Below are 19198 nucleotides of genomic sequence, written 5' to 3' on the forward strand. Positions count from 1 at the left end.
TAGAACCCGCGAGCGCCCCCATCCATGGCCGATTTGACCGCCGCTAACCTCCCTCAACAGCACGACCGCCTGCGAGAGATCCCCTACAACTACACGTCTTTTTCTGACCGTGAGATCGTGATCCGCCTGTTGGGCGAAGACGGTTGGCTCACGCTGGAAGAGTTGCGCCGCGAGCGCGTGACCGGCCGATCTGCCCGCATGTTGTTTGAGGTGCTGGGCGATATCTGGGCGGTCAAACGCAATCCGTATCTGGAAGACGACCTGCTGGACAACCCCAAACGTCTGGCCATGCTGGTCGACGCTATGAAGCATCGTCTGTCCGAGATCGAAAAGCGTCGCGATGGCAACGACAAGGTCGGCATCCTGGTCGCCCGCGCCCGTCAGGCGGTCGATGCATTCGCCAACGGTTTCCGCGACACCGCCGCGCTGCGCAAGCAGGTGATGAAGCGCATGGCCGGTATTACCCGCCGCGACAACATCTGTTTTGATGGCCTGGCCCGCGTCTCGCACGTGACCGACGCCACTGACTGGCGCGTCGAATACCCGTTTGTGGTGCTGAACCCCGATACCGAAGAAGAAATGGCCCCGCTGGTCGCGGCCTGTATCGAACTCAAACTGACCATCATTCCGCGTGGCGGCGGTACCGGCTATACCGGTGGCGCCGTGCCGCTGACGCCGATGTCGGCCGTCATCAATACCGAAAAGCTCGATCGCCACAACGGTGTGGAAGTGCGCCGCATTCCCGGCGTGGATCATGAAGTGGCCACCATCCAGTGTGGCGCCGGGGTGGTCACCCGCCGCGTGATGGAAGCGGCCGAAGAAAAGGGCCTCGTGTTCGCGGTGGACCCGACCTCGGCCGACGCCTCCTGTATCGGCGGCAACGTGGCCATGAACGCCGGCGGCAAGAAAGCCGTGCTGTGGGGCACCGCGCTGGACAACCTCGTCAGCTGGAAGATGGTTGATCCGGATGGCAACTGGATGTTCGTCGAGCGCCTTGACCACAATCTGTCCAAGATTCACGACGCGCCGTCGGCCAGCTTCAAGGTCTCGCGCTACAAGCCCGATGGCAAGACGCTGATCCGCGAAGAAGTCCTGACCATTGCCGGCAAGGATTTCCGCAAGGTCGGTCTGGGCAAGGACGTAACCGACAAATTCCTCGCAGGTTTGCCTGGCATCCAGAAAGAAGGCACGGACGGCATCATTACCTCCGCGCGTTTCTTGCTGCATCGTCTGCCGGCACACACCCGCACGGTCTGTCTGGAGTTCTTTGGCGAAGTCAGCCGCGCTGTGCCGGCCATTGTTGAAATCAAGGATTACATCGACGGTCTGGATGGCGTGCAACTGGCCGGTCTGGAGCATCTGGACTGGCGCTATGTGCGTGCCGTCGGCTACGCCACCAAGGCCAAGAGCCGTGGTCGCCCGAAGATGGTGCTGATCGCCGATATTGTGTCGGATGATGAAAACAAGCTGGGGCAGGCGGCATCGCACGTGGTGGCGCTGGCCAACCAGCGCTCTGGCGAGGGCTTTATTGCCGTCACCGGTGAGCAACGCAAGAAATTCTGGCTGGACCGCGCCCGTACCGCAGCCATTGCCAAACACACCAACGCCTTCAAGATCAACGAAGACGTGGTGATTCCGCTGCCGCGCCTGGGCGAGTACTCCGACGCGATCGAGCGCATCAATATCGAATTGTCCATCCACAACAAGCTGGAACTGCTCGACGCGCTGACCGTGTTCTTTACCCGTGGCCGTTTGCCTATGGATATCAGCGACGCCTCGGTCAGCCACGAAGAACTGATTGGCGACCGCCGCGAATCGGCCCTGAGCCAGATCGCCGCCGTGCGCCAGCGCTGGCAATGGCTGCTGGACAACCTGGACCTGCCGTTCGAGTCTTACACTGAAGCCTGGCCGGAAGCGCCGCTGGAACGCGCTGTAACCGCCGCCGATGCGCCGCAGAGCGTGTATCACAGCATGCGTGATTACGCCCTGCGCGTCTCCTGGCGGCGTGAGTTGCAGGCCGCGCTGGAAGCGCTGTTCTGCGGCCGCACCGACAAGCCGATTCTGGATGCCGTCAACGCCCTGCATGGTCAGGTGCTCAAGGGCCGCACCTGGGTGGCGCTGCACATGCATGCTGGCGACGGTAACGTGCACACCAACCTGCCGGTGAACTCTGACAATTACGAGATGCTGCAACGCGCGCATCACGCCGTCGCCCGCATCATGCAGGTGGCGCGTGATCTCAACGGCGTGATCTCCGGCGAGCACGGCATCGGCATTACCAAGTATGAATTCCTCTCCCGCGAGGAACTGGCCCCGTTCGAAGCCTACAAACAGCGCGTTGACCCGAATGGCCATTTCAACAAGGGCAAGCTGCTGCCCGGCGCAGACCTGACCAACGCCTACACGCCGTCGTTCAGCCTGCTGGGTTCGGAATCGCTGATCCTGGAGCAATCGGGCATTGGCGGTATCTCCAACATGGTCAAGGACTGCCTGCGCTGCGGCAAGTGCAAGCCCGTGTGCTCCACGCACGTGCCGCGTGCCAACCTGCTGTACAGCCCGCGCAACAAGATTCTGGCCACCGGCCTGTTGACCGAAGCTTTCTTGTACGAAGAGCAAACGCGGCGCGGTGTCTCGCTCAAGCACTTTGAAGAACTGGGCGACGTGGCCGATCACTGCACGGTCTGCCACCGTTGCGTGAACCCGTGCCCGGTGAAGATCGACTTTGGCGATGTGTCGATCGCCATGCGCAATTTCCTGCGTGACGAAGGCCAGAAGAAATTCAACCCGATGACTTCGCTGGCGATGGGTTTTCTCACCATCAAAGACCCGGCGACCATCAAGCTGGTGCGCAAGACCACCATCGAGTGGGGCGGCAAGGCACAACGTCTGGGCCACAAGCTGGGCAAGTCGCTGGGGCTGATCCAGAACACGCTCAAGGCGCCACCGTCCAGCACCGGCGGCAAACCGCCGCTCAAGGCGCAGGTCATCCACTTCATCAACAAACCCATGCCGGGCAATCTGCCCAAGAAAACCGCGCGGGCGTTGCTGGATGTGGAAGACGCCAACATCGTGCCGGTGATCCGCAACCCGCAATTGCAGGTGGCCGAGCAAGATCGCGAAGCCGTGTTCTATTTCCCGGGCTGTGGTTCGGAGCGTTTGTTCAGCCAGGTGGGCCTGGCCACGCAAGCCATGCTCTGGCACGTGGGCACCACCACCGTGCTGCCGCCGGGTTATCTGTGCTGCGGTTATCCGCAGACTTCGGCCGGGTTTGAGGACAAGGGCAACAAGATCACCACAGAGAACCGCGTGTTGTTCCATCGGGTCGCCAACACGCTCAATTATCTGGATATCAAGACGGTGATCGTGTCCTGCGGCACGTGTATGGATCAGTTGCTCAAGTATCAGTTTGAGCAGATTTTCCCGGGCTGCCGCCTGCTGGATATCCACGAATATCTGCTGGAAAAGGGCGTGAAGCTGGAGGGCGTCACCGGTACCCGCTACATGTACCACGAGCCGTGCCACACCCCGATGAAGCAGTACAAGGGCATCGATGTGGCCAACCAGTTGATGGGCAGCAAGGTTGATCTGAACGACCGTTGTTGCGGCGAGTCGGGAACCTTCGGTACCTCGTTGCCTCATATCGCGACCCAGGTGCGCTTTCGCAAGCAAGAAGAGCTGGAGAAGGGCGCCGCCAGGTTGCGTGCCGAATCCGGCGCCGAGGCACCGGTCAAGGTTCTGACCTCTTGCCCGTCCTGCCTGCAGGGTCTGCATCGCTATGATGACGACGCCAATATGGACGCCGATTACATCGTGGTGGAAATGGCCAAGTACGTCCTGGGTGAAAACTGGATGCCGGAATACGTCGAAAAAGCCCGTACCGGGGGGATTGAACGCGTTCTGTTGTAAGTTTGCCGCTTTTTTTGATTGCGTCTGAAATGACAAGCGGGACGGTTTTGCGGTGCCGTTCCTGCTACCTTTTCGACCACCGGTCAGCTACAATCGCTTTCGGGGCATGACAGTATTCATGCCCCGATTGTTTATGGCGGGGGGTTGTTTATAATCCGGCGCAAACATAAGGAAATCGTGATGGAAGGCGGTTGTGTTCTGTGCAATGATCATGATCAACAGGTGCTGTGGCAGGATGAGTTATGTCGGGTGATCTGGGTCGATGATCCGGACTATCCAGGCTTTTGCCGAGTGATCCTGAATCGTCATGTCGCAGAGATGACCGATTTGCCCGCACAGGAGCGAGACTGGCTGATGGAAGTGGTCTTTGCAGTGGAAAATGAGATCCGCACTGCGCTCAACCCTGACAAGATCAACCTTGCCAGTCTTGGCAATATGGTGCCGCACGTGCATTGGCACGTGATTCCGCGCTGGCGCAACGATCGGCATTTTCCTGGCTCCATCTGGTCTGCGCCGCAAAACGACAACCCACAATTGCCCGTCACTGCCGACATGATCGAACGTCTGAAACAACGTCTTCAACAGCTTGCGCCATGAACCAGACTGATTTGCTACCCGCTTATCAAGGTACGGCGGTACCGCCGTTTACCGATGCCCGGTCGGCCAAGGCCTGGCTGCAACTGTTACCGCTGATTAACGCCCCCGTCGCGCAAGCTGAACTGGTCGAAGCCCTCACCGCGCTCAACGGCAGCAATATCCCGCCGTATGAGTCGCTGAAGATTCTGGAACTGTTCCGCGAAGCCGTGCACCTGGTGCATCACACCCTCGCTGACCGCTATCTGGGCCGCGCCGTGCCGTTTGGCAAGGATGAAATGGCCGCATGGCAATCTGCCATGCAACTGTGGTCGCATATGGCGCAAGCCTATGCCCGCTGCTGGCACGCCGCGCTGGAAGGCCTGTCTGACGTACAGGAACACCTGGCGCTGCTGGCTGAACGTAGCCTGCGCTACCAGTGCCTGATGGTGCGCGAGCACCTGCTGGCCTACCAGGTGGTGCCAAGCGAGTTGTGGAAAACCATTTTTGCCTATTACCGCCTGGCTGAAGCGCGCGGTATTTCGGAAAAACCGGCCAAGGACAGCCTGCTGAAGGCCGCCGGTGTGGCTACGCCGCAAAGCGTGTTCATTCATGCCTTGCTGCTGGCCGGTGCCAGCCCGTATCACTTTACCGCCCGCCAGATTCAATGGCTGGACGAACGTCTGCCGGCCTTGGCGCCGCGCGCCCCGCTGGAGCGCGAAGCACGCGCCTTGCCTGGTCGCGGCAGTTTGCAGATCGACTTTGACGAACCCGGCCCGCCGCGCCGCACCGAGCCACGCTCGGACGGCCCGAACGTGCTGGAGATCGACACCTATCAGCTGGCCCAGGCGCTATCCCGCCGGATCAAACTGCTGCGCAATGGCGAGAGCCCGGACAAACTCGGTTTGGGCGAGCAGTTTGCCGGCAGCGTGGTTGAAACCCTGCTGGTTGAGTTGTATCGCACCTGGTGTGAGCAACTTTCTGACCGTTCCCTGCCGCGCCACGCTTCCACGCGAGAGATCGAGGTGGTGTTCGGCCTGCAAAAGCAGCACCACGCCGCAGGTGGCACGGGTAACTTTACCCTGCCGGAAGAACAACTCTCGCTGGATCAGCAAGATCTGGTGCGCATGCAGCTGTTTGGCTCCTCGTCCGCCCTGGGGGGCGCTGCCGCCCAGCAAGAAGTGGTGACCGAACGCTGGCAAGTGCGCAACGAGTCGGCCAACGGTATGCAGTTGTCGCGGCCATTGCAGGAAGGTGCGCGGATTTCCCTGCAGCAATTGCTGGCCGTGAATCTGGGTGGCCGCTACTTTGTGGGCGTCATCCGCTGGTTGCAGCAAGAAGAATCACACGTGGTGGTGGGGGTGCGGCTGATGCCAGGCGCACCGCAAGCCGCCGCAGTGCGTCCGGTGGACATGGTCAATGCCGGTCGTCGTAGCTGGACTGAATGTCTATGGCTGCCCGCCGCGCCTAGCCTGAAAGCGCACCCGGCGCTGTTGTTGCCAGTGGGCTGGTTCCGCCCGGGCCGTCTGGTCGAATGGTGGGATGGCCAGGCAACCCGCAAGATCCGCCTGGAATCGGTGGTGGAGCGTGGCGTGGACTTCGAACGCGTCCAGTACGCGGTGTCTGCGCCCCGGTAAGCATCCGGGTCAGTCAGTCAAAAGGGCATCGGTCAACGATGCCCTTTTTCATTTTTCCGGCGGTTTTGGCGCACATTTTCTGGCGCGACATGTTGTCTTGTTCCTGACGCGAATATTCCCATTCTGATTCAGACGGGCGGTGCAATAGGGCCGCTGGCAGGGTCTAAAGTGATACAAACCGGGACACAGGAGGCACGTATGGCGACCCAGTTGTTATCGTTGGGGCTGATCGGAATTCGGCTATACGACCGGATTCTGACTTCGGCCGCCATCTACCCGGGCGAGCTGGCTGATCACATTGTTGATGAAATCAATATGTATCTGTTGCGCGCCAATGAACGCGAAAAAGTGCTGTTGTTTCACCTGGCCTGCGAGGTACACGAGTCACTCGATGATATCTATGCCAGGGTAGATGATCTGGAAACGCGTCAGAGTATTGCGCTCTTGATGGATGTACTGATCCAGCGGGCGCGCGAACTGGCGCGACATCACTGATTGCGTTGCACGGTGGCGTCCAGCCAGCGCCGCCAGCACGCTTGTGCCTGCGCTACATCTTGCTGGTCCCGCGCGTGATGCAGGCCGCGCAACCCACCCTCATGATCCAGTTGTAGCGCCCTGCAAAGCGGGTAGTCCGCCACACGCAGGGCCGGATCAATCCCCATGAACAATGCCTCACACGGCACGCCAAGGCCCGCCGCCAGATGGACGGCCGCGCTATCCACGCTGACCACGCGTACAGCACCGGCTATGGCCGCCATGAAGTGGGGCAGGGTACGTGACCACGCCGTCAGATCATGCCAGCCTGGCGCCAGGTCTGGTCCGAAACCCGCCAGCGGTGATGCGTGCCCGGCCAGCCAGTTGTGCACCCAATGCTGGCGTATGGCCTCTGGCATGCTGCGTAGCGGAGTGCTGGCCTGATGACATAACAGCGTATAGCCAGCGGCCAGATTCGCCGGCAGGGCCGGCAAGCGGATATCACGCAGCCAGGCATTCTGCCGTGTCGCTGTGTCCAGTTCTTCAACTGCCATGCCCAGGCTGAGCGCGAAGAAATCGTGCATGGGCAACTGGTTAAAGGCCGGCCGGAACATGAAGTCAGACAGATCAACCCAGACCGCATCCGCCGTGTTCTGGATGGCGGCGACGGGCAACGGCAACCATTTGACCGTAACGTGCGCGGCCAGGGCGTAAATCTCTTGCACATGAGCAGGTGTATGCGGCGAGAGGTATACCGTGATGACCAGTTGGGGATACCGGCGATGCAACTGCGCCAGCACCGCAAGGCCGACAATCGCATCGCCCAGCGCAACACCGGCGCCGTTGATGACATGCAACTGGCGCAATGCTGCGTAATCCAGACTGAACGCGTTCAACGCCGCATTGTGGATGAGCCGCTGCTGCGAGAGCGGTGCAAAGCGGCGAGGGGCGTCAGCCAGGAAGGGCAGGTCGTACGGCAGCCAGACCAGGCCATCGTCGCGAACAATGGCCTGCTGGCTCAGGCTGGCGTGCTCAGCCATGCTTCCTGGCAAAGGGCGACACGGTGTAGCGGTCGGGTTGCAAGCTCATATAGCCCACAAACTGGCCGTCTTTGCGGGCAAAGGCAACGGTGCAGCTATCAAACGCGCCCTTGAGCGGGAACAGGGCCAGGTCTTTCAGCGCGATCTTGTGTTCCGCAATAAAAGCATCCACCACAGCCTGGTCTTTAGCAGGCAGTTTGGCTGGCAAGGCCAGGCTGGCAGACACAATCTGCGACCAGTGCGCCGGAACCGGTTCCAGGCGCGAGGTGAACTCTGGCGGGAACCCGCTGCTGGCCATTTCCGTCCCAAACATATGGGCGCTTTCTTCGCTGGTCTGGCCCGGTCTTACCGCCAGCAGAGGCGGCTGGATGGGCGATTGCTCCCGCAGCTGGACCAGATTGCCCCAATCAGCCTGGCTTTTGGGCAAGTCACTGAGACGCAGCGTCTGAAAGCCGCGATCCAGAAACGCGCTGACGAGCGGGCGCTGGGAGTAAAGCGTCGTCACGCCATAGATCAGCGCGCCAATCTGGACAATGGCAATTACGACAAAGTCAAAGTACAGCGCGCGTTTGCTCTTGCCTTGCACGTAAACGAGACCGGTCATCAAAGGGCCGAGCACGATATCGACCGAAGCCGTGATCCGCAGGCCCTGGAACAGGCCGTTGATCTCGTAATACGGCCACGGGTAACAGTAATGGATGAGCAGCCCGAGAATCAGGCAAAAGACGGTCAGACTGATAAGTAGATGCAAGCCCGCTGCTTTTAATCTTCTGAGCATGAATCCTGTACTCCGCATAAATCGGTTTCTGGTCAAAAACTAGATAACGGAGCTTACAACAGCTGGTTTACCAGATGAATACCTGACACGCCTCACCGCGCACGTCTGCGACAACTGGCCGGCCATAAATGCAAAAACGGCACCCGCAGGTGCCGTTTTTGCTTGCTTGCCAGAGGCAGACTTATTCTGCCACCAGGGTATCGCCAGAGACGCGAACACGCTGACCTGCCGCGAAGGCCGGTTGGGCTTTGTAAGTAAAGGTACGGGTATTGCCGTCATCAAACTGGACGTGCACTTCGTAGTCCGTTTCGCTGCGGACGTGTTTTTCAACCGTATTGCCGGCCAGTGCACCACCGACCGCGCCAACCACGGTTGCCAGGGTACGGCCACGGCCGTTACCCACCTGGTTACCCAGCAGGCCGCCGACCACACCGCCCGCTACTGCGCCGCCACCAGAGGACTCGCCTTCATGCTTGATGGCCTGAACGCTGGTGACCTGGCCGCATGTTGCGCAAACCTGCTTGGCCGGTTGCGGTGCGGGCTGGTTGGATGAGTATTCTTCGCCCTTGTTATGGGACGTCGCGCGCTGGCTGTTGCTGTGTTTGGGCTTGGCTTCTGCCACCGGCGTCGGGGCCGGGGTCGGTACCGGCGTAGCTACGGCAACCTGGGCCGGAACAGATGCAGGCTCGGACGCGATAGCGACCACTGCGGGCACGCTGGCGGCAATTTCGGCGGTTTCGGTTTTGTTGCCACCGATCCAGCCGGCCATGTGGGCGACGGCAACGCCGCACGCCAGGATGACTGCCCCTGCGGCAGCCAGGATCATTGGATGAAGTTTCTGGTCGGACATTGCGTTTCTCCTTGAGATGTCCCTGGGGCTTTCAAGCCTTCGTTTTAGGTGTGCGAATTCTAGCCGTCCGCACTCTATGTACATAGTGAGGACGTCCACAACAGGCACGCCATTATTACCGGGTCTGGTTACAGGTATCTCTTTGTTGGCAAAGCGGTATTTGGCTAAGACCGGCAGAATGGGCCAAAGTGCCGCCTGGCGGTTCGATGAGCGGCAGTGGTGTGGTTCAAGTCACCAGACTAGATGAAAACCCCGGGTTTGCCAGGTGGCATGGCGTGCCTGACCGCGCCGGCCATGGCTGGCGGTGGTGATTCCCGCGCCAAGGGCGCTGCCAGCGCCTACAATGCAGCCTGCCAGTCCTGTTTCATTTGTCTTCTATCCATTTCTGCGGTGCACCCAGTCTCATGACCGATACGGCTCAAAAGAAAGAAAACCGTCACACCTGGATTGAATCTGCTGTCGCCACTTGCGCGGTGGTGGGCCTGATGCTGATGTCCTACCAGATCCTCGCGCCCTTTGTGGCGGCGCTGATCTGGGCCGGCATTCTGGTTTACGCCACCTGGCAGCCCTACATGCTGATGGTGCGCCTGTGTCGCGGCAATCGCCTGCTGCCGGCCATGGTCATGCTGGTGATCTTCACCTTCGTCATCGTCGCGCCCATGCTGATGGCGGGGGTTGAGCTCTCAGCCAACGTTGACGAGATCTCCGTCTGGCTGCATGAGCATATCCAGGCCGGTTTGCCGACCTTGCCAGACTGGATTGTCCACATTCCCTGGGCTGGCCCGCATATCGATACCTTCTGGCATGGCATCGCGACCGGAGACCCGGAGGTCATGGCGCGGGTCAAGGACTGGAGCAAACCGCTGGGCGTCTTCTTGCTGAAAATGGGCGCTGCGGTGGGCAGCGGCGTGCTGTTGCTGTTCCTGAGTCTTGGGTTCTCGTTTTTCTTTTATATCAGCGGCCACGACCTGATTCACTGGCTGATGACCATCCTGCGGCGCATTGGCGGCCAGCGCGGCCAGGAACTGATGATGATTGCCGGCGGCACAGTCCGCGGCGTGGTGTACGGTTTTATCGGAACCGCGCTGGTGCAGGGCGCACTGGCCTGGTTTGGTTATCTGATTGCTGGCGTGCCCAATGCGGCGGCGTTTGGTCTGGTGTCGTGCTTTTTGTCGTTGATGCCGGGCGGCCCGAGCCTGCTGGGTCTGCCGGTGGCGTTCTGGGTGTATCACGAAGGCAGCACGGGCTGGGCGGTGTTCCTGGCCGTGTGGATGGTGGGCGTGGTCAGCATGGCCGACAACGTGGTCAAACCACTCTTGATCGGCAAGGAAAGTAATCTGCCTTTTGTGCTGATCCTGATCGGCGTGGTCGGCGGCGCCATGGCCTGGGGGGTGATGGGCGTGTTCCTCGGCCCGACCTTGCTGGCCGTCAGCTATACCTTGCTGCATAACTGGGCGCGTTTTGATGCGGCCGATGCGGTCGGCGCCCCGGCCGGCCAGCCGCCGGAGCCGCCAGCGGAGCAGGCTGCCAACGCGGCCATTGAAGATGCCTCGCCTGAAGTAAAACTGCCGGCGGAGCATCAGCAACCCTGAGTCGCCGGGTTAGCCCTCAGCGACCTTGGCCTTGAGCCAGCTGACAAAGGTATGCACAGCCGGGCGCCAGGGCGGCGCGTCCGGCGTGACAATCCAGTAAGCCCCAGGCATGCGCACACGCAGATCAAACAGCGGAATCAGCGTGCCGTCGGCCAGTTCCGGCTGGATCAGCGACGCCCGCGCCAGGCCGACGCCCTGACCTTGTGCGGCGGCCTGCACCAGCAGGGCAGAGTCATTGAACACCATGCTGCCCAGCGCTGGCGCGCCGGTAATGCCGGCTGCGGCAAACCAGCGTTCCCACGGCTCGGTGTCCGAGCGCAGCAGCACCCGGTTGAGCAAGTCGGCCGGGGTGGCGGGCAGGCCGCCGGGCAGGTTGGGGCTGGCGACCACCACGAATTCATCATCCATCAAGTGCTCCAGATGCACGCCGGGCCACTTGCCTTCTCCCACGCGGATGCCCAGGTCGATCTCTTCGGCCACCAGGTTTTCCGGCGTTTTGGTTGAACGAATCCATAACTCCACATCAGGATGCTTGCTGATGAACTCGCCCAGGCGCGGGGTCAGCCACTTGGCGGCAAACGAGGGCAAGCAGGTAATCACCAACCGTGGGCGTTGCTGTTCCTGCACGATCGCGGCGATTTCCCCGGCAATATCGTTGAACGCACCGTTGAGAATATTCGCCAGTCGCTGGCCGGGCGCGGTCAGCACCACGCCCCGCCCGTTGCGGGAAAACAGCCGGAAACCCAGTTGCGCTTCCAGCGTTTTGATCTGATGACTGACTGCGCCATGCGTCACAAACAACTCGTCTGCAGCGCGCGCCAGATTGCCCAGCCGGGCGGCGGCTTCAAACGCCCGCAAGGCAGAGAGTGAGGGCAAGCGGCCCGGTGGTTTTAATGGTGAATCCAATTCAACTATCCACGCAAAAACAATCGATTGTTCAGGGCGAGTGAAACCGGAAAAATCCTTCCTGTAGAGATGCTAACGCGCTTTGCACCAGACATGAAGAAGGATCAACGTCATGAGTTCAGCTAACGGATTGCCACTGCGGCTATATAACGCACAGTTACTCTCTATACGTGATCGTAGTGTGCGCATCACGGGTGGCAAAGCGTGGCTGACGGATGCAAAGGGTAAAGACCTGATCCTGATTTCGGGTGACTGCTATCGCGCGCATGGCCTGGCGGTGATTGAGGCCATTGGCGCGACTGATCTGGTGTTCGAACCGGCCAGCAATACACCGGACCGCAATCTGTTGATTGTTTCTTGAGGAGGGGAAGTCATGGACCAGCAAATCGCGCATTACGCCCAAAAACTGCAGTACGAAATCGACGCCGCCGATCTGATGCACCTGCGCAGCACCGGTCGCAAAGTGGTGGTGGTTGATGCACGCACGGCAGAGGCTTTTTTGCATGAGCACATTCCTGGCGCCATCAATTTGCCGCATCGCCTGATGAGCGAGGTGGCCACCGCTGACCTGCCGCGGGACGCGCTCTATGTCACCTATTGTGATGGCATAGGCTGCAATGCCTCGACTAAGGGCGCGCTCAATATGGCCAGGCTGGGTTTTGAGGTACGTGAACTGATTGGCGGGCTGGACTGGTTCAAGCGTGACGGTTACGCCACGGAAGGGCTGGCCGCCGTATCAGCCAGCGACGTTGCCTGCGCCTGTTAACGTCAGACCGGCTCTGTCCAGAAGCTGAAGGGCAGGGCCGGGATTGTTATTTTTTCATTCTTGTAATTGATACAAGAACTTTTGAGAAAGAGTCGGACCTATCCTGGAGTCGTTGATAAAAACAGGAACCCGCCTCCATGCTCCAGTCCGTACTCAGAAACGGTGCACTGATATTGGCGATGGGTGGTCTGGTGGCCACCGTCCAGGCTCACGAACCAGCGCGAGGCAAGCCGCCTCACGCCAGCACCAGACCCACGCCGCCCAGACCGCCGGGCCATGCCCGCCCGCCGGCGCACGCTCATCCCCCACCGCAGGCCCACCGTCCGCCACCGCACTGGCATAACCGCGACCAATGGCGGCGGGCGCATAGCCGTCATCTGCAAGGCCGGTATTTTGATGACTGGCATCGCAGCTATTACTACCGGCCTGGCCAGTGGGTCTGGTATCAGGGGCGTGTGTGGGAGCCCCGCCGGCCGCTCAGCGCAATGGAAGTCGGTCTGACACCCTTGCAGGCACCGGGCCTGTGGCTGGATATCACTGCGCGCATTCCGCTGAACTAACCGTGGCCACGAAGGCGTGAATATCACCGGTTTGCCTGTTGGCGCGGTCATATCTTCGCGTAATTAAACAGGCGCAATAATGAGACGGCGCGAGTCCATGACACCGCACCGAAAACTACAAAGGAGAATCAACATGTCCCGTAAAGTGCTGCTTCCACTGCTGGCCGCGGCCAGCCTGCTGATGGGTTCGGCTGCCATGGCCGATGACGACCACCATGATCACGGCGGGCCGGATCACCACCCGCAACATCACGAAGACAATGGTCACCATGATGACCATGCCCATCACGCCCCGCCGCCCCCACCCCCGCATCACTGGGCGTCCCGTGATGACTGGCGTCGTGCGCATGCCAGCCATCTCAAGGGCCGCTATTTTGACGACTGGCGCACCGGCTATCGTTATCAGCCAGGCCAGTACGTTTGGTACAACGGCCGCGCCTGGGAGCCGGCCCGCCCGTTGACCGAGACCGAGGTGCGCATGGCGCCGACGCCGGGCCTGTGGGTGGATATCACGGCGAGTTTCCCGCTGAATTGATACACGGATAGCGGGTTTTGATACAGGGTGGACACAAAGTAAAAAGCACCAGGCCATGTGTTCACCCGGTCACTTCGGTTGTCGGGTCCTGACGGGTACAAAGCGATGGTGTTAACCGCACTGTCCAACCCCAAGGAGAACAATATGACCCGACAACTGCTCATTTGCCTGCTCGCCGCAGGTGGTTTCATCACCGCCAACGCAGCCCTGGCAGACAACGACCGCAACACCCCGCCGCCACCGCCGCAACAGCAAGCGGACCATCATCCGGATCAGACGCGTCAGTCGCCGCAAGGCCATGATCAGGGGCAGCGCCCCACCCAGCCGCCGTCCAGCCGTGCGCAAGACGAGGGTGGCAAGCCGCCAGCCGGTCATACCCAAGGCAAGAAACCAGCGCCCGCAGCACAACAGCACCACGATGCATCAGGCAAGCCGCCGCGGCATGACCAGGGCCACCGGACCACGCCGCCGGCCAGACCGGCGCACAATCAGCCCTCGCGTGATGAATGGCGGCAGTCGCACGCCAGCCAGCTGCAAGGGCGTCCTGTCGATGACTGGCACGCCGGCAATCAATACCAGCCGGGCCAGTACGTCTGGCATGACGGCCGCGCCTGGGAGCCCGCCCGGGCATTGACGCCGGATGAAGCACGACTGGCGCCGGCGTCAGGTGCGTGGATTGATATCACGCTTAATTTCCCGGTTCGTTAAGCGGCATAGTCCGCATCCGCAAACGGCAGCCTTGTGCTGCCGTTTTTATTGTGGGTGGTAGCGCGCCGGTTAGCTCAACCCTGACTTATATGGAAATTGCATTCGTCTATTGGTGACACTGCTGCCGTGTCTCGTAACGATCGGTACAAATTGTTAACTTGCTTACAGAACACAGTCGCAAAGCCGGGCACGATGGCCGCATCGCTTCAGTTACAAGATCGACAAAGGAGATACACCATGAAGCCCCGCACACGTACCTTGATGCAAACCCTGCTTGCCCTTGTCATGGTCAGCAGCGTCAGCGCCGCGCTGGCGCATGATCACGACGACGACCATTGGCACGATGACCATCACGATCATGGTCGCCATGAAGGATGGTACAAAGATGATCACCGCGGCCCGCCGCCCCCGCCGCGTTACCATGATGATCCGCGCTGGCATGATCGCGCCCGCTGGGATCGCTGGTCTGAAGCGCGTCATCACCACTTTGTGGACTGGCGTCCGGGCTATGTTTATCAGCCGGGCCAGTGGGTCTGGTATCAGGGCCGCGCTTATCAGGCCCGTGTACCGGTCGTGGCGGCCAACGTGGCCGTACCGGTTGCCCAGCCGGGCGCGTGGCTGGATATCTCGGCCAGCATTCCGCTCAACTGATCTGGACTTGATCTGGACTTGATCTGAGTCGCATCAAACAAAAAAGCCCGCTGGATTTCGCCAGCGGGCTTTTTTTATGGCTGCAGTGACCGGTCAGGCCAGCTTGGCCAGTTGCGCGGTCAGTTGCGCCAGCTTGCCTTCCAGCTCGGCGATCTGCGCGCGGTCTTTCTCCACCAGATGCGCCGGGGCCTTATCGACATAGCCCGGTTTTTCCAGCTTGGACTTCACGCGCTCTACGCCTTCTGCCGTTTTGGCGATCTCTTTTTGCAGGCGTGCGGTTTCCGCCGCCTTGTCGATCTCGACCTTGAGCATCAGGCGCGTGGTGCCGGCCACGGCCACCGGTGCGTCATCTTCTGGCAGGCTGGCGACGACGTTGACCTCGGTCAGCTTGCACAGCGGCACCAGATACGGGCTGAACTTGGCCAGACTGGCGTCGCCTTCCAGGAACAGCGGCGCTTTCTGGGCCGGAGACAGACCCATTTCGCCACGCAGGTTACGCGCGGCAAAGGCCAGGGCCTTGAGTTCTTCCACTTCGGCAGTCGCGGCTGCGTCGATCTTGCTTTCGTCAGCGACTGGCCAGGCAGCGATCATGATCGATTCGGTGCTCTTGCGGCCAGCCAGCGGGGCGACGGTTTGCCACAGTTCTTCGGTAATGAACGGCATGATCGGGTGAGCCAGACGCAGGATCACTTCCAGCACGCGGATCAGGGTACGGCGGGTGGCGCGTTGCTGGGCCTCGTTGCCGTGCTGTACCGATACCTTGGCCAGTTCAATGTACCAGTCGCAGTATTCGTTCCAGACAAACTCGTAGATCGCTTGTGCGGCCAGGTCAAACCGCAGGGTGTCCAGGGCCAGCGTGACGTTTTTCTCGGCTTCCTGCAGCTTGCTGATAATCCAGCGGTCGGCAAAGCCAAAGTCCAGTTCGGCGTTGTCTTCCAGGCCGCAATCCTTGCCTTCGACATTCATCAGCACAAAGCGGGTGGCGTTCCACAGCTTGTTGCAGAAGTTGCGATAACCCTCGCAACGCTTCTGGTCAAAGTTGATGGAGCGGCCCAGGCTGGCCAGGCTGGCAAAGGTAAAGCGCAGCGCGTCCACACCGTAGGCCGGAATCCCGTTGGGGAATTCTTTCTCGGTCTTGGCTGCCACTTGCGGGGCTTTTTCCGGACGACGCAGGCCGGTGGTGCGTTTTTCCAGCAACGGTTCCAGTGCAATGCCGTCGATCAAGTCCACGGGATCGAGCACGTTGCCTTCGGACTTGGACATCTTCTTGCCTTCGCCGTCGCGCACCAGGCCATGCACATACACCTGCTTGAACGGCACTTTGCCGGTCAGGTGAGTGCTGAACATGATCATCCGGGCAACCCAGAAGAAGATGATGTCGTAGCCGGTGACCAGCACGGACGAGGGCATGAATGCCTTCAGTTCGGCGGTTTCGTTCGGCCAGCCCAGGGACGAGAACGGCACGAGGCCGGAACTGAACCAGGTATCGAGTACGTCGTTGTCGCGCGTCAGCGGCTTGCCGCCGGATTTGGCCAGCGCTTCGGCTTCGGTGCGGGCGACGTAAACCTTGCCGTCGGCATCGTACCAGGCCGGAATCTGATGGCCCCACCACAGCTGGCGGCTGATACACCAGTCTTCAATGTTCTTCAGCCATGCCTGATAGGTGTTGACCCAGTCGCCCGGCACAAACTGCACTTCGCCGTTGTCGACCACATCCAGCGCCTTTTGCGTGATGCTCTTGCCGCCGGCGTCCGGCTTGCTCATGGCGACAAACCACTGGTCGGTCAGCATGGGCTCGATGACCGTACCGGTACGATCGCCGCGCGGCACCATCAGCTTGTGTTTCTTCACTTCAACCAGGAAGCCTTGCGCATCCAGATCGGCCACGATCTGCTTGCGGGCGGCAAAGCGTTCCATGCCTTGATAGGCAGCCGGTGCGGCATCGTTGATTTTCGCATCCAGGGTGAGGATGGAAATCTGCGGCAGGTTATGGCGCTGGCCGACGGCGTAGTCGTTGAAGTCATGCGCCGGGGTCACTTTGACCACGCCGGTGCCGAATTCCTTGTCGACGTAATCATCGGCAATGATCGGCAGTTCACGGTCGCACAGCGGCAGCTTGACCATCTTGCCAATCAGATGCTGGTAACGCTCGTCTTCCGGGTGAACCATGACGGCCACGTCGCCCAGCATGGTTTCCGGGCGGGTGGTGGCGACGGACAGATGCGTCAGACCGGTTTTACTGTCGGCCTCAATCAGCGGATAGCGGATATGCCACAGGTTGCCATCTTCTTCTTCAGAGATGACTTCCAGGTTCGATACGGCGGTGCCCAGCACCGGGTCCCAGTTCACCAGGCGCTTGCCGCGGTAGATCAAACCTTCTTCAAACAGGCGCACGAACACTTCGGTCACCACCGAGGACATCTTGTCGTCCATGGTGAAGTACTCGCGGCTCCAGTCTACCGAGGCGCCCATGCGGCGCATCTGGCCGGTAATGGTGTCGCCCGATTGCTGCTTCCATTCCCACACTTTCTCGATAAACGCCGGACGGCCCATATCGTGGCGCGAGATGCCTTGCGCATCGAGCTGACGCTCCACCACAATCTGCGTCGCGATGCCGGCGTGGTCGGTGCCAGGCAGCCACAGGGTGTTTTCACCCTTCATGCGGTGATAGCGGGTCAGGCCATCCATGATGGTCTGGTTGAACGCGTGGCCCATATGCAGCGTGCCCGTCACATTGGGTGGCGGCAGCTGGATACAGAACGATTGCGCGTTCACGTCCATGCTCGGTGAAAAATAGTTGGCGGATTCCCAGCGCGGGTACCAGCTGGCCTCAATGGCGGCCGGCTCAAAGCTCTTGGCCAGTTGTTCGAGTGCAGTGCTCATGGGGGAAGGAACCAGGGTTGCGATGCAAAACCGGGAATTATACTTGTTTTGGCAGGGATACGGCTTGAAGCGCTGTAAATGGCTGGCGCCCGGATTCGCGGCATGCGGGCGCTGCAGGCAAGCCCGGTGAACTACCGCAGCAAACCTGTCTCTTACACCCGCCAGGACGCCGCACCTTGACCTGGTCGGATGAAGTCCGACGCAGTTTTCGGCAAACTCGAGCTTGGTTCTGGCAGGAAATGTCCCACAATGGAACCTGTTGCAACGCATCCAGGAGAAACAACCATGTCCGTGAAGGCCAATGAAGAACAACTGATTGATGATCTGCAAACCGTGCTGACCGATACCGAGAGCCTGCTGCGTGATGCAGTGGGTGAAAGCGGCGACAAGGCGCGTGAACTGCGCACCCGTATTCTGGAAAACCTGCAGGCAGCCAAAGCCAAGCTGGGCGAGACTGAACGTCTGATCGCCGGCAAAGCCAAAGAGGCAGCCAAGGCAACAGATGAATACGTGCATGATCACCCGTGGCAATCCATCGGCGTGGCTGCAGGCATCGGTTTCCTGCTGGGCATGCTGGTTTCGCGTCGTTAAGCCGGCAGGAGTGGCATGAGCGAAGAACACGAATCCGCAAGCCCTCCGCATCATGGGCTGGCCCAGCGACTGGCATCCAACCTCGTCGGGCTGGCCCATAATCATTTGTCCTTGTTCGGGCTGGAGCTGGAAGAAGAACGCGAGCGTTTGCTGGCGGTCGTCATTCTGGCGCTGGTCGGGGCCGGGGTACTCTGGCTGGGGCTGGGCGTGCTGTCGGTGGCCGTGGTCTGGTGGGTCAGCGAGCCTTATCGCTGGATGGCGCTGTTGATTGTGGCGCTGGCTTACCTGCTGGGGGGCGCACTGTGCATGTGGGGCGCCTGGCGGACCATCTTGCGCGCGCCGCGACCTTTTTCAGCAACGCTGGAACAATTGCGTAAAGACCGGGAGCAGTTGCTGCCATGAGCCAACTCACGCGTCATGAATTGCGGGAACTCAGAAAGGTAACCTTGCAGCTGCAGGCCGATGCTTTCCGGCTGCAACTGGCCGAAGACTGGGAGCGGTTGCGTTCACCCTTCAACAAAGGTAGCGCGGCGCGCGGTATCTTGCGGGCCTTTGCCGGCCCGGCCGGGTTTGCCGATGTTGCCACCGTCTTGCTGGCACGTGGCCGCCTGACCTGGATTGCCAAAGTGCTGCCCATGGCACTGACCGGCTGGCGCATTGCCAAGGTGCTGCGCAAGTGGCTGCACCGTTAACGTGTTTTGTTTGCCCATAAAAAAACCGCCGGTGAGGCGGTTTTTTTATGGGCGTG

At 60.5% G+C, this 19198-nt stretch carries 19 protein-coding genes; 14 read left to right on the forward strand and 5 right to left on the reverse strand.

Annotated features, from left to right (window positions below):
- The first annotated feature begins 24 nt into the window (after nucleotides 1–24).
- From IEX57_RS13930 to IEX57_RS13945, 4 genes are all read left to right on the forward strand, one after another.
- A complete protein-coding gene (locus IEX57_RS13930; protein WP_188704951.1) occupies nucleotides 25–3906 on the forward strand; it encodes a DUF3683 domain-containing protein in 3882 nt (1293 codons plus the stop codon).
- A 180-nt stretch (nucleotides 3907–4086) separates the two neighbouring features.
- Entirely contained in the window at nucleotides 4087–4503 is a 417-nt protein-coding gene (locus IEX57_RS13935; RefSeq protein WP_188704952.1) for an HIT family protein, read from the forward strand.
- Entirely contained in the window at nucleotides 4500–6116 is a 1617-nt protein-coding gene (locus IEX57_RS13940) for a cyclic-di-GMP receptor FimW-related protein (RefSeq protein ID WP_188704953.1), read from the forward strand. The genes IEX57_RS13935 and IEX57_RS13940 overlap by 4 nt, the downstream gene beginning before the upstream one ends.
- 198 nt (nucleotides 6117–6314) lie before the next feature.
- A complete protein-coding gene (locus IEX57_RS13945) occupies nucleotides 6315–6611 on the forward strand; it encodes a hypothetical protein (RefSeq protein WP_184100710.1) in 297 nt (98 codons plus the stop codon).
- Here IEX57_RS13945 and IEX57_RS13950 read toward each other — a convergent pair.
- The 3 genes from IEX57_RS13950 to IEX57_RS13960 all read right to left on the reverse strand — a co-directional run bounded on the left by IEX57_RS13950 (nucleotide 6605) and on the right by IEX57_RS13960 (nucleotide 9258).
- Nucleotides 6605–7630 carry a glycosyltransferase family protein gene (locus IEX57_RS13950; protein ID WP_188704954.1) on the reverse strand — a complete coding sequence of 342 codons (1026 nt, stop codon included), beginning with the start codon at nucleotides 7628–7630 and terminating at the stop codon, nucleotides 6605–6607. The two genes, IEX57_RS13945 and IEX57_RS13950, sit on opposite strands and share 7 nt — an antisense overlap.
- Nucleotides 7623–8426, reverse strand: a complete 804-nt coding sequence (locus tag IEX57_RS13955; RefSeq protein ID WP_505965935.1) for a hypothetical protein — start codon at nucleotides 8424–8426, stop codon at nucleotides 7623–7625. The genes IEX57_RS13950 and IEX57_RS13955 overlap by 8 nt, the downstream gene beginning before the upstream one ends.
- Before the next feature lie 163 nt (nucleotides 8427–8589).
- Nucleotides 8590–9258, reverse strand: coding sequence for an outer membrane lipoprotein (locus tag IEX57_RS13960; protein ID WP_188704956.1), 669 nt, complete (start codon nucleotides 9256–9258; stop codon nucleotides 8590–8592).
- A 404-nt stretch (nucleotides 9259–9662) separates the two neighbouring features.
- Between IEX57_RS13960 and IEX57_RS13965 the strand changes: the two genes are divergently transcribed.
- Nucleotides 9663–10850 carry an AI-2E family transporter gene (locus tag IEX57_RS13965; RefSeq protein WP_188704957.1) on the forward strand — a complete coding sequence of 396 codons (1188 nt, stop codon included), beginning with the start codon at nucleotides 9663–9665 and terminating at the stop codon, nucleotides 10848–10850.
- A 9-nt stretch (nucleotides 10851–10859) separates the two neighbouring features.
- On the opposite strand, the gene gcvA is transcribed toward IEX57_RS13965, so the two are convergent.
- Nucleotides 10860–11756 carry a transcriptional regulator GcvA gene (gene gcvA / locus IEX57_RS13970; protein ID WP_188704958.1) on the reverse strand — a complete coding sequence of 299 codons (897 nt, stop codon included), beginning with the start codon at nucleotides 11754–11756 and terminating at the stop codon, nucleotides 10860–10862.
- A gap of 112 nt (nucleotides 11757–11868) precedes the next feature.
- Here gcvA and IEX57_RS13975 point away from each other — a divergent pair, with 112 nt between their 5' ends.
- The 6 genes from IEX57_RS13975 to IEX57_RS14000 all read left to right on the forward strand — a co-directional run bounded on the left by IEX57_RS13975 (nucleotide 11869) and on the right by IEX57_RS14000 (nucleotide 14976).
- Complete coding sequence (locus IEX57_RS13975; protein ID WP_188704959.1) at nucleotides 11869–12117, forward strand: hypothetical protein; 249 nt, start codon at nucleotides 11869–11871, stop codon at nucleotides 12115–12117.
- A gap of 12 nt (nucleotides 12118–12129) precedes the next feature.
- Complete coding sequence (locus IEX57_RS13980; RefSeq protein WP_188704960.1) at nucleotides 12130–12522, forward strand: rhodanese-like domain-containing protein; 393 nt, start codon at nucleotides 12130–12132, stop codon at nucleotides 12520–12522.
- Between the two features lie 137 nt (nucleotides 12523–12659).
- The gene (locus IEX57_RS13985) at nucleotides 12660–13082 is read left to right on the forward strand and encodes a hypothetical protein (RefSeq protein ID WP_188704961.1); all 423 of its coding nucleotides are present in this window, start codon (nucleotides 12660–12662) and stop codon (nucleotides 13080–13082) included.
- Between the two features lie 133 nt (nucleotides 13083–13215).
- Entirely contained in the window at nucleotides 13216–13617 is a 402-nt protein-coding gene (locus IEX57_RS13990) for a hypothetical protein (protein WP_188704962.1), read from the forward strand.
- Between the two features lie 144 nt (nucleotides 13618–13761).
- The gene (locus tag IEX57_RS13995) at nucleotides 13762–14325 is read left to right on the forward strand and encodes a hypothetical protein (protein WP_188704963.1); all 564 of its coding nucleotides are present in this window, start codon (nucleotides 13762–13764) and stop codon (nucleotides 14323–14325) included.
- A 237-nt stretch (nucleotides 14326–14562) separates the two neighbouring features.
- A complete protein-coding gene (locus tag IEX57_RS14000; RefSeq protein WP_188704964.1) occupies nucleotides 14563–14976 on the forward strand; it encodes a hypothetical protein in 414 nt (137 codons plus the stop codon).
- Nucleotides 14977–15069: 93 nt separating this feature from the next.
- On the opposite strand, the gene IEX57_RS14005 is transcribed toward IEX57_RS14000, so the two are convergent.
- Nucleotides 15070–17859 (reverse strand): valine--tRNA ligase, encoded by a 2790-nt coding sequence (locus tag IEX57_RS14005; RefSeq protein ID WP_188704965.1) that lies wholly within the window; start codon nucleotides 17857–17859, stop codon nucleotides 15070–15072.
- A gap of 285 nt (nucleotides 17860–18144) precedes the next feature.
- Here IEX57_RS14005 and IEX57_RS14010 point away from each other — a divergent pair, with 285 nt between their 5' ends.
- Genes IEX57_RS14010 through IEX57_RS14020 form a run of 3 tightly spaced genes read left to right on the forward strand, consistent with a single transcriptional unit; the run spans nucleotide 18145 to nucleotide 19142 of the window.
- Nucleotides 18145–18450 carry an ElaB/YgaM/YqjD family protein gene (locus IEX57_RS14010; protein ID WP_188695724.1) on the forward strand — a complete coding sequence of 102 codons (306 nt, stop codon included), beginning with the start codon at nucleotides 18145–18147 and terminating at the stop codon, nucleotides 18448–18450.
- Nucleotides 18451–18465: 15 nt separating this feature from the next.
- On the forward strand, nucleotides 18466–18852 hold the full coding sequence (locus IEX57_RS14015; RefSeq protein ID WP_188704966.1) for a phage holin family protein: 387 nt from the start codon (nucleotides 18466–18468) through the stop codon (nucleotides 18850–18852).
- Complete coding sequence (locus IEX57_RS14020; protein WP_188704967.1) at nucleotides 18849–19142, forward strand: hypothetical protein; 294 nt, start codon at nucleotides 18849–18851, stop codon at nucleotides 19140–19142. The genes IEX57_RS14015 and IEX57_RS14020 overlap by 4 nt, the downstream gene beginning before the upstream one ends.
- Nucleotides 19143–19198 lie beyond the last annotated feature (56 nt).

Origin of the sequence: Silvimonas iriomotensis (genome assembly GCF_014645535.1) — a bacterium.
GTDB classification, from domain to species: Bacteria; Pseudomonadota; Gammaproteobacteria; order Burkholderiales; family Chitinibacteraceae; genus Silvimonas; species Silvimonas iriomotensis.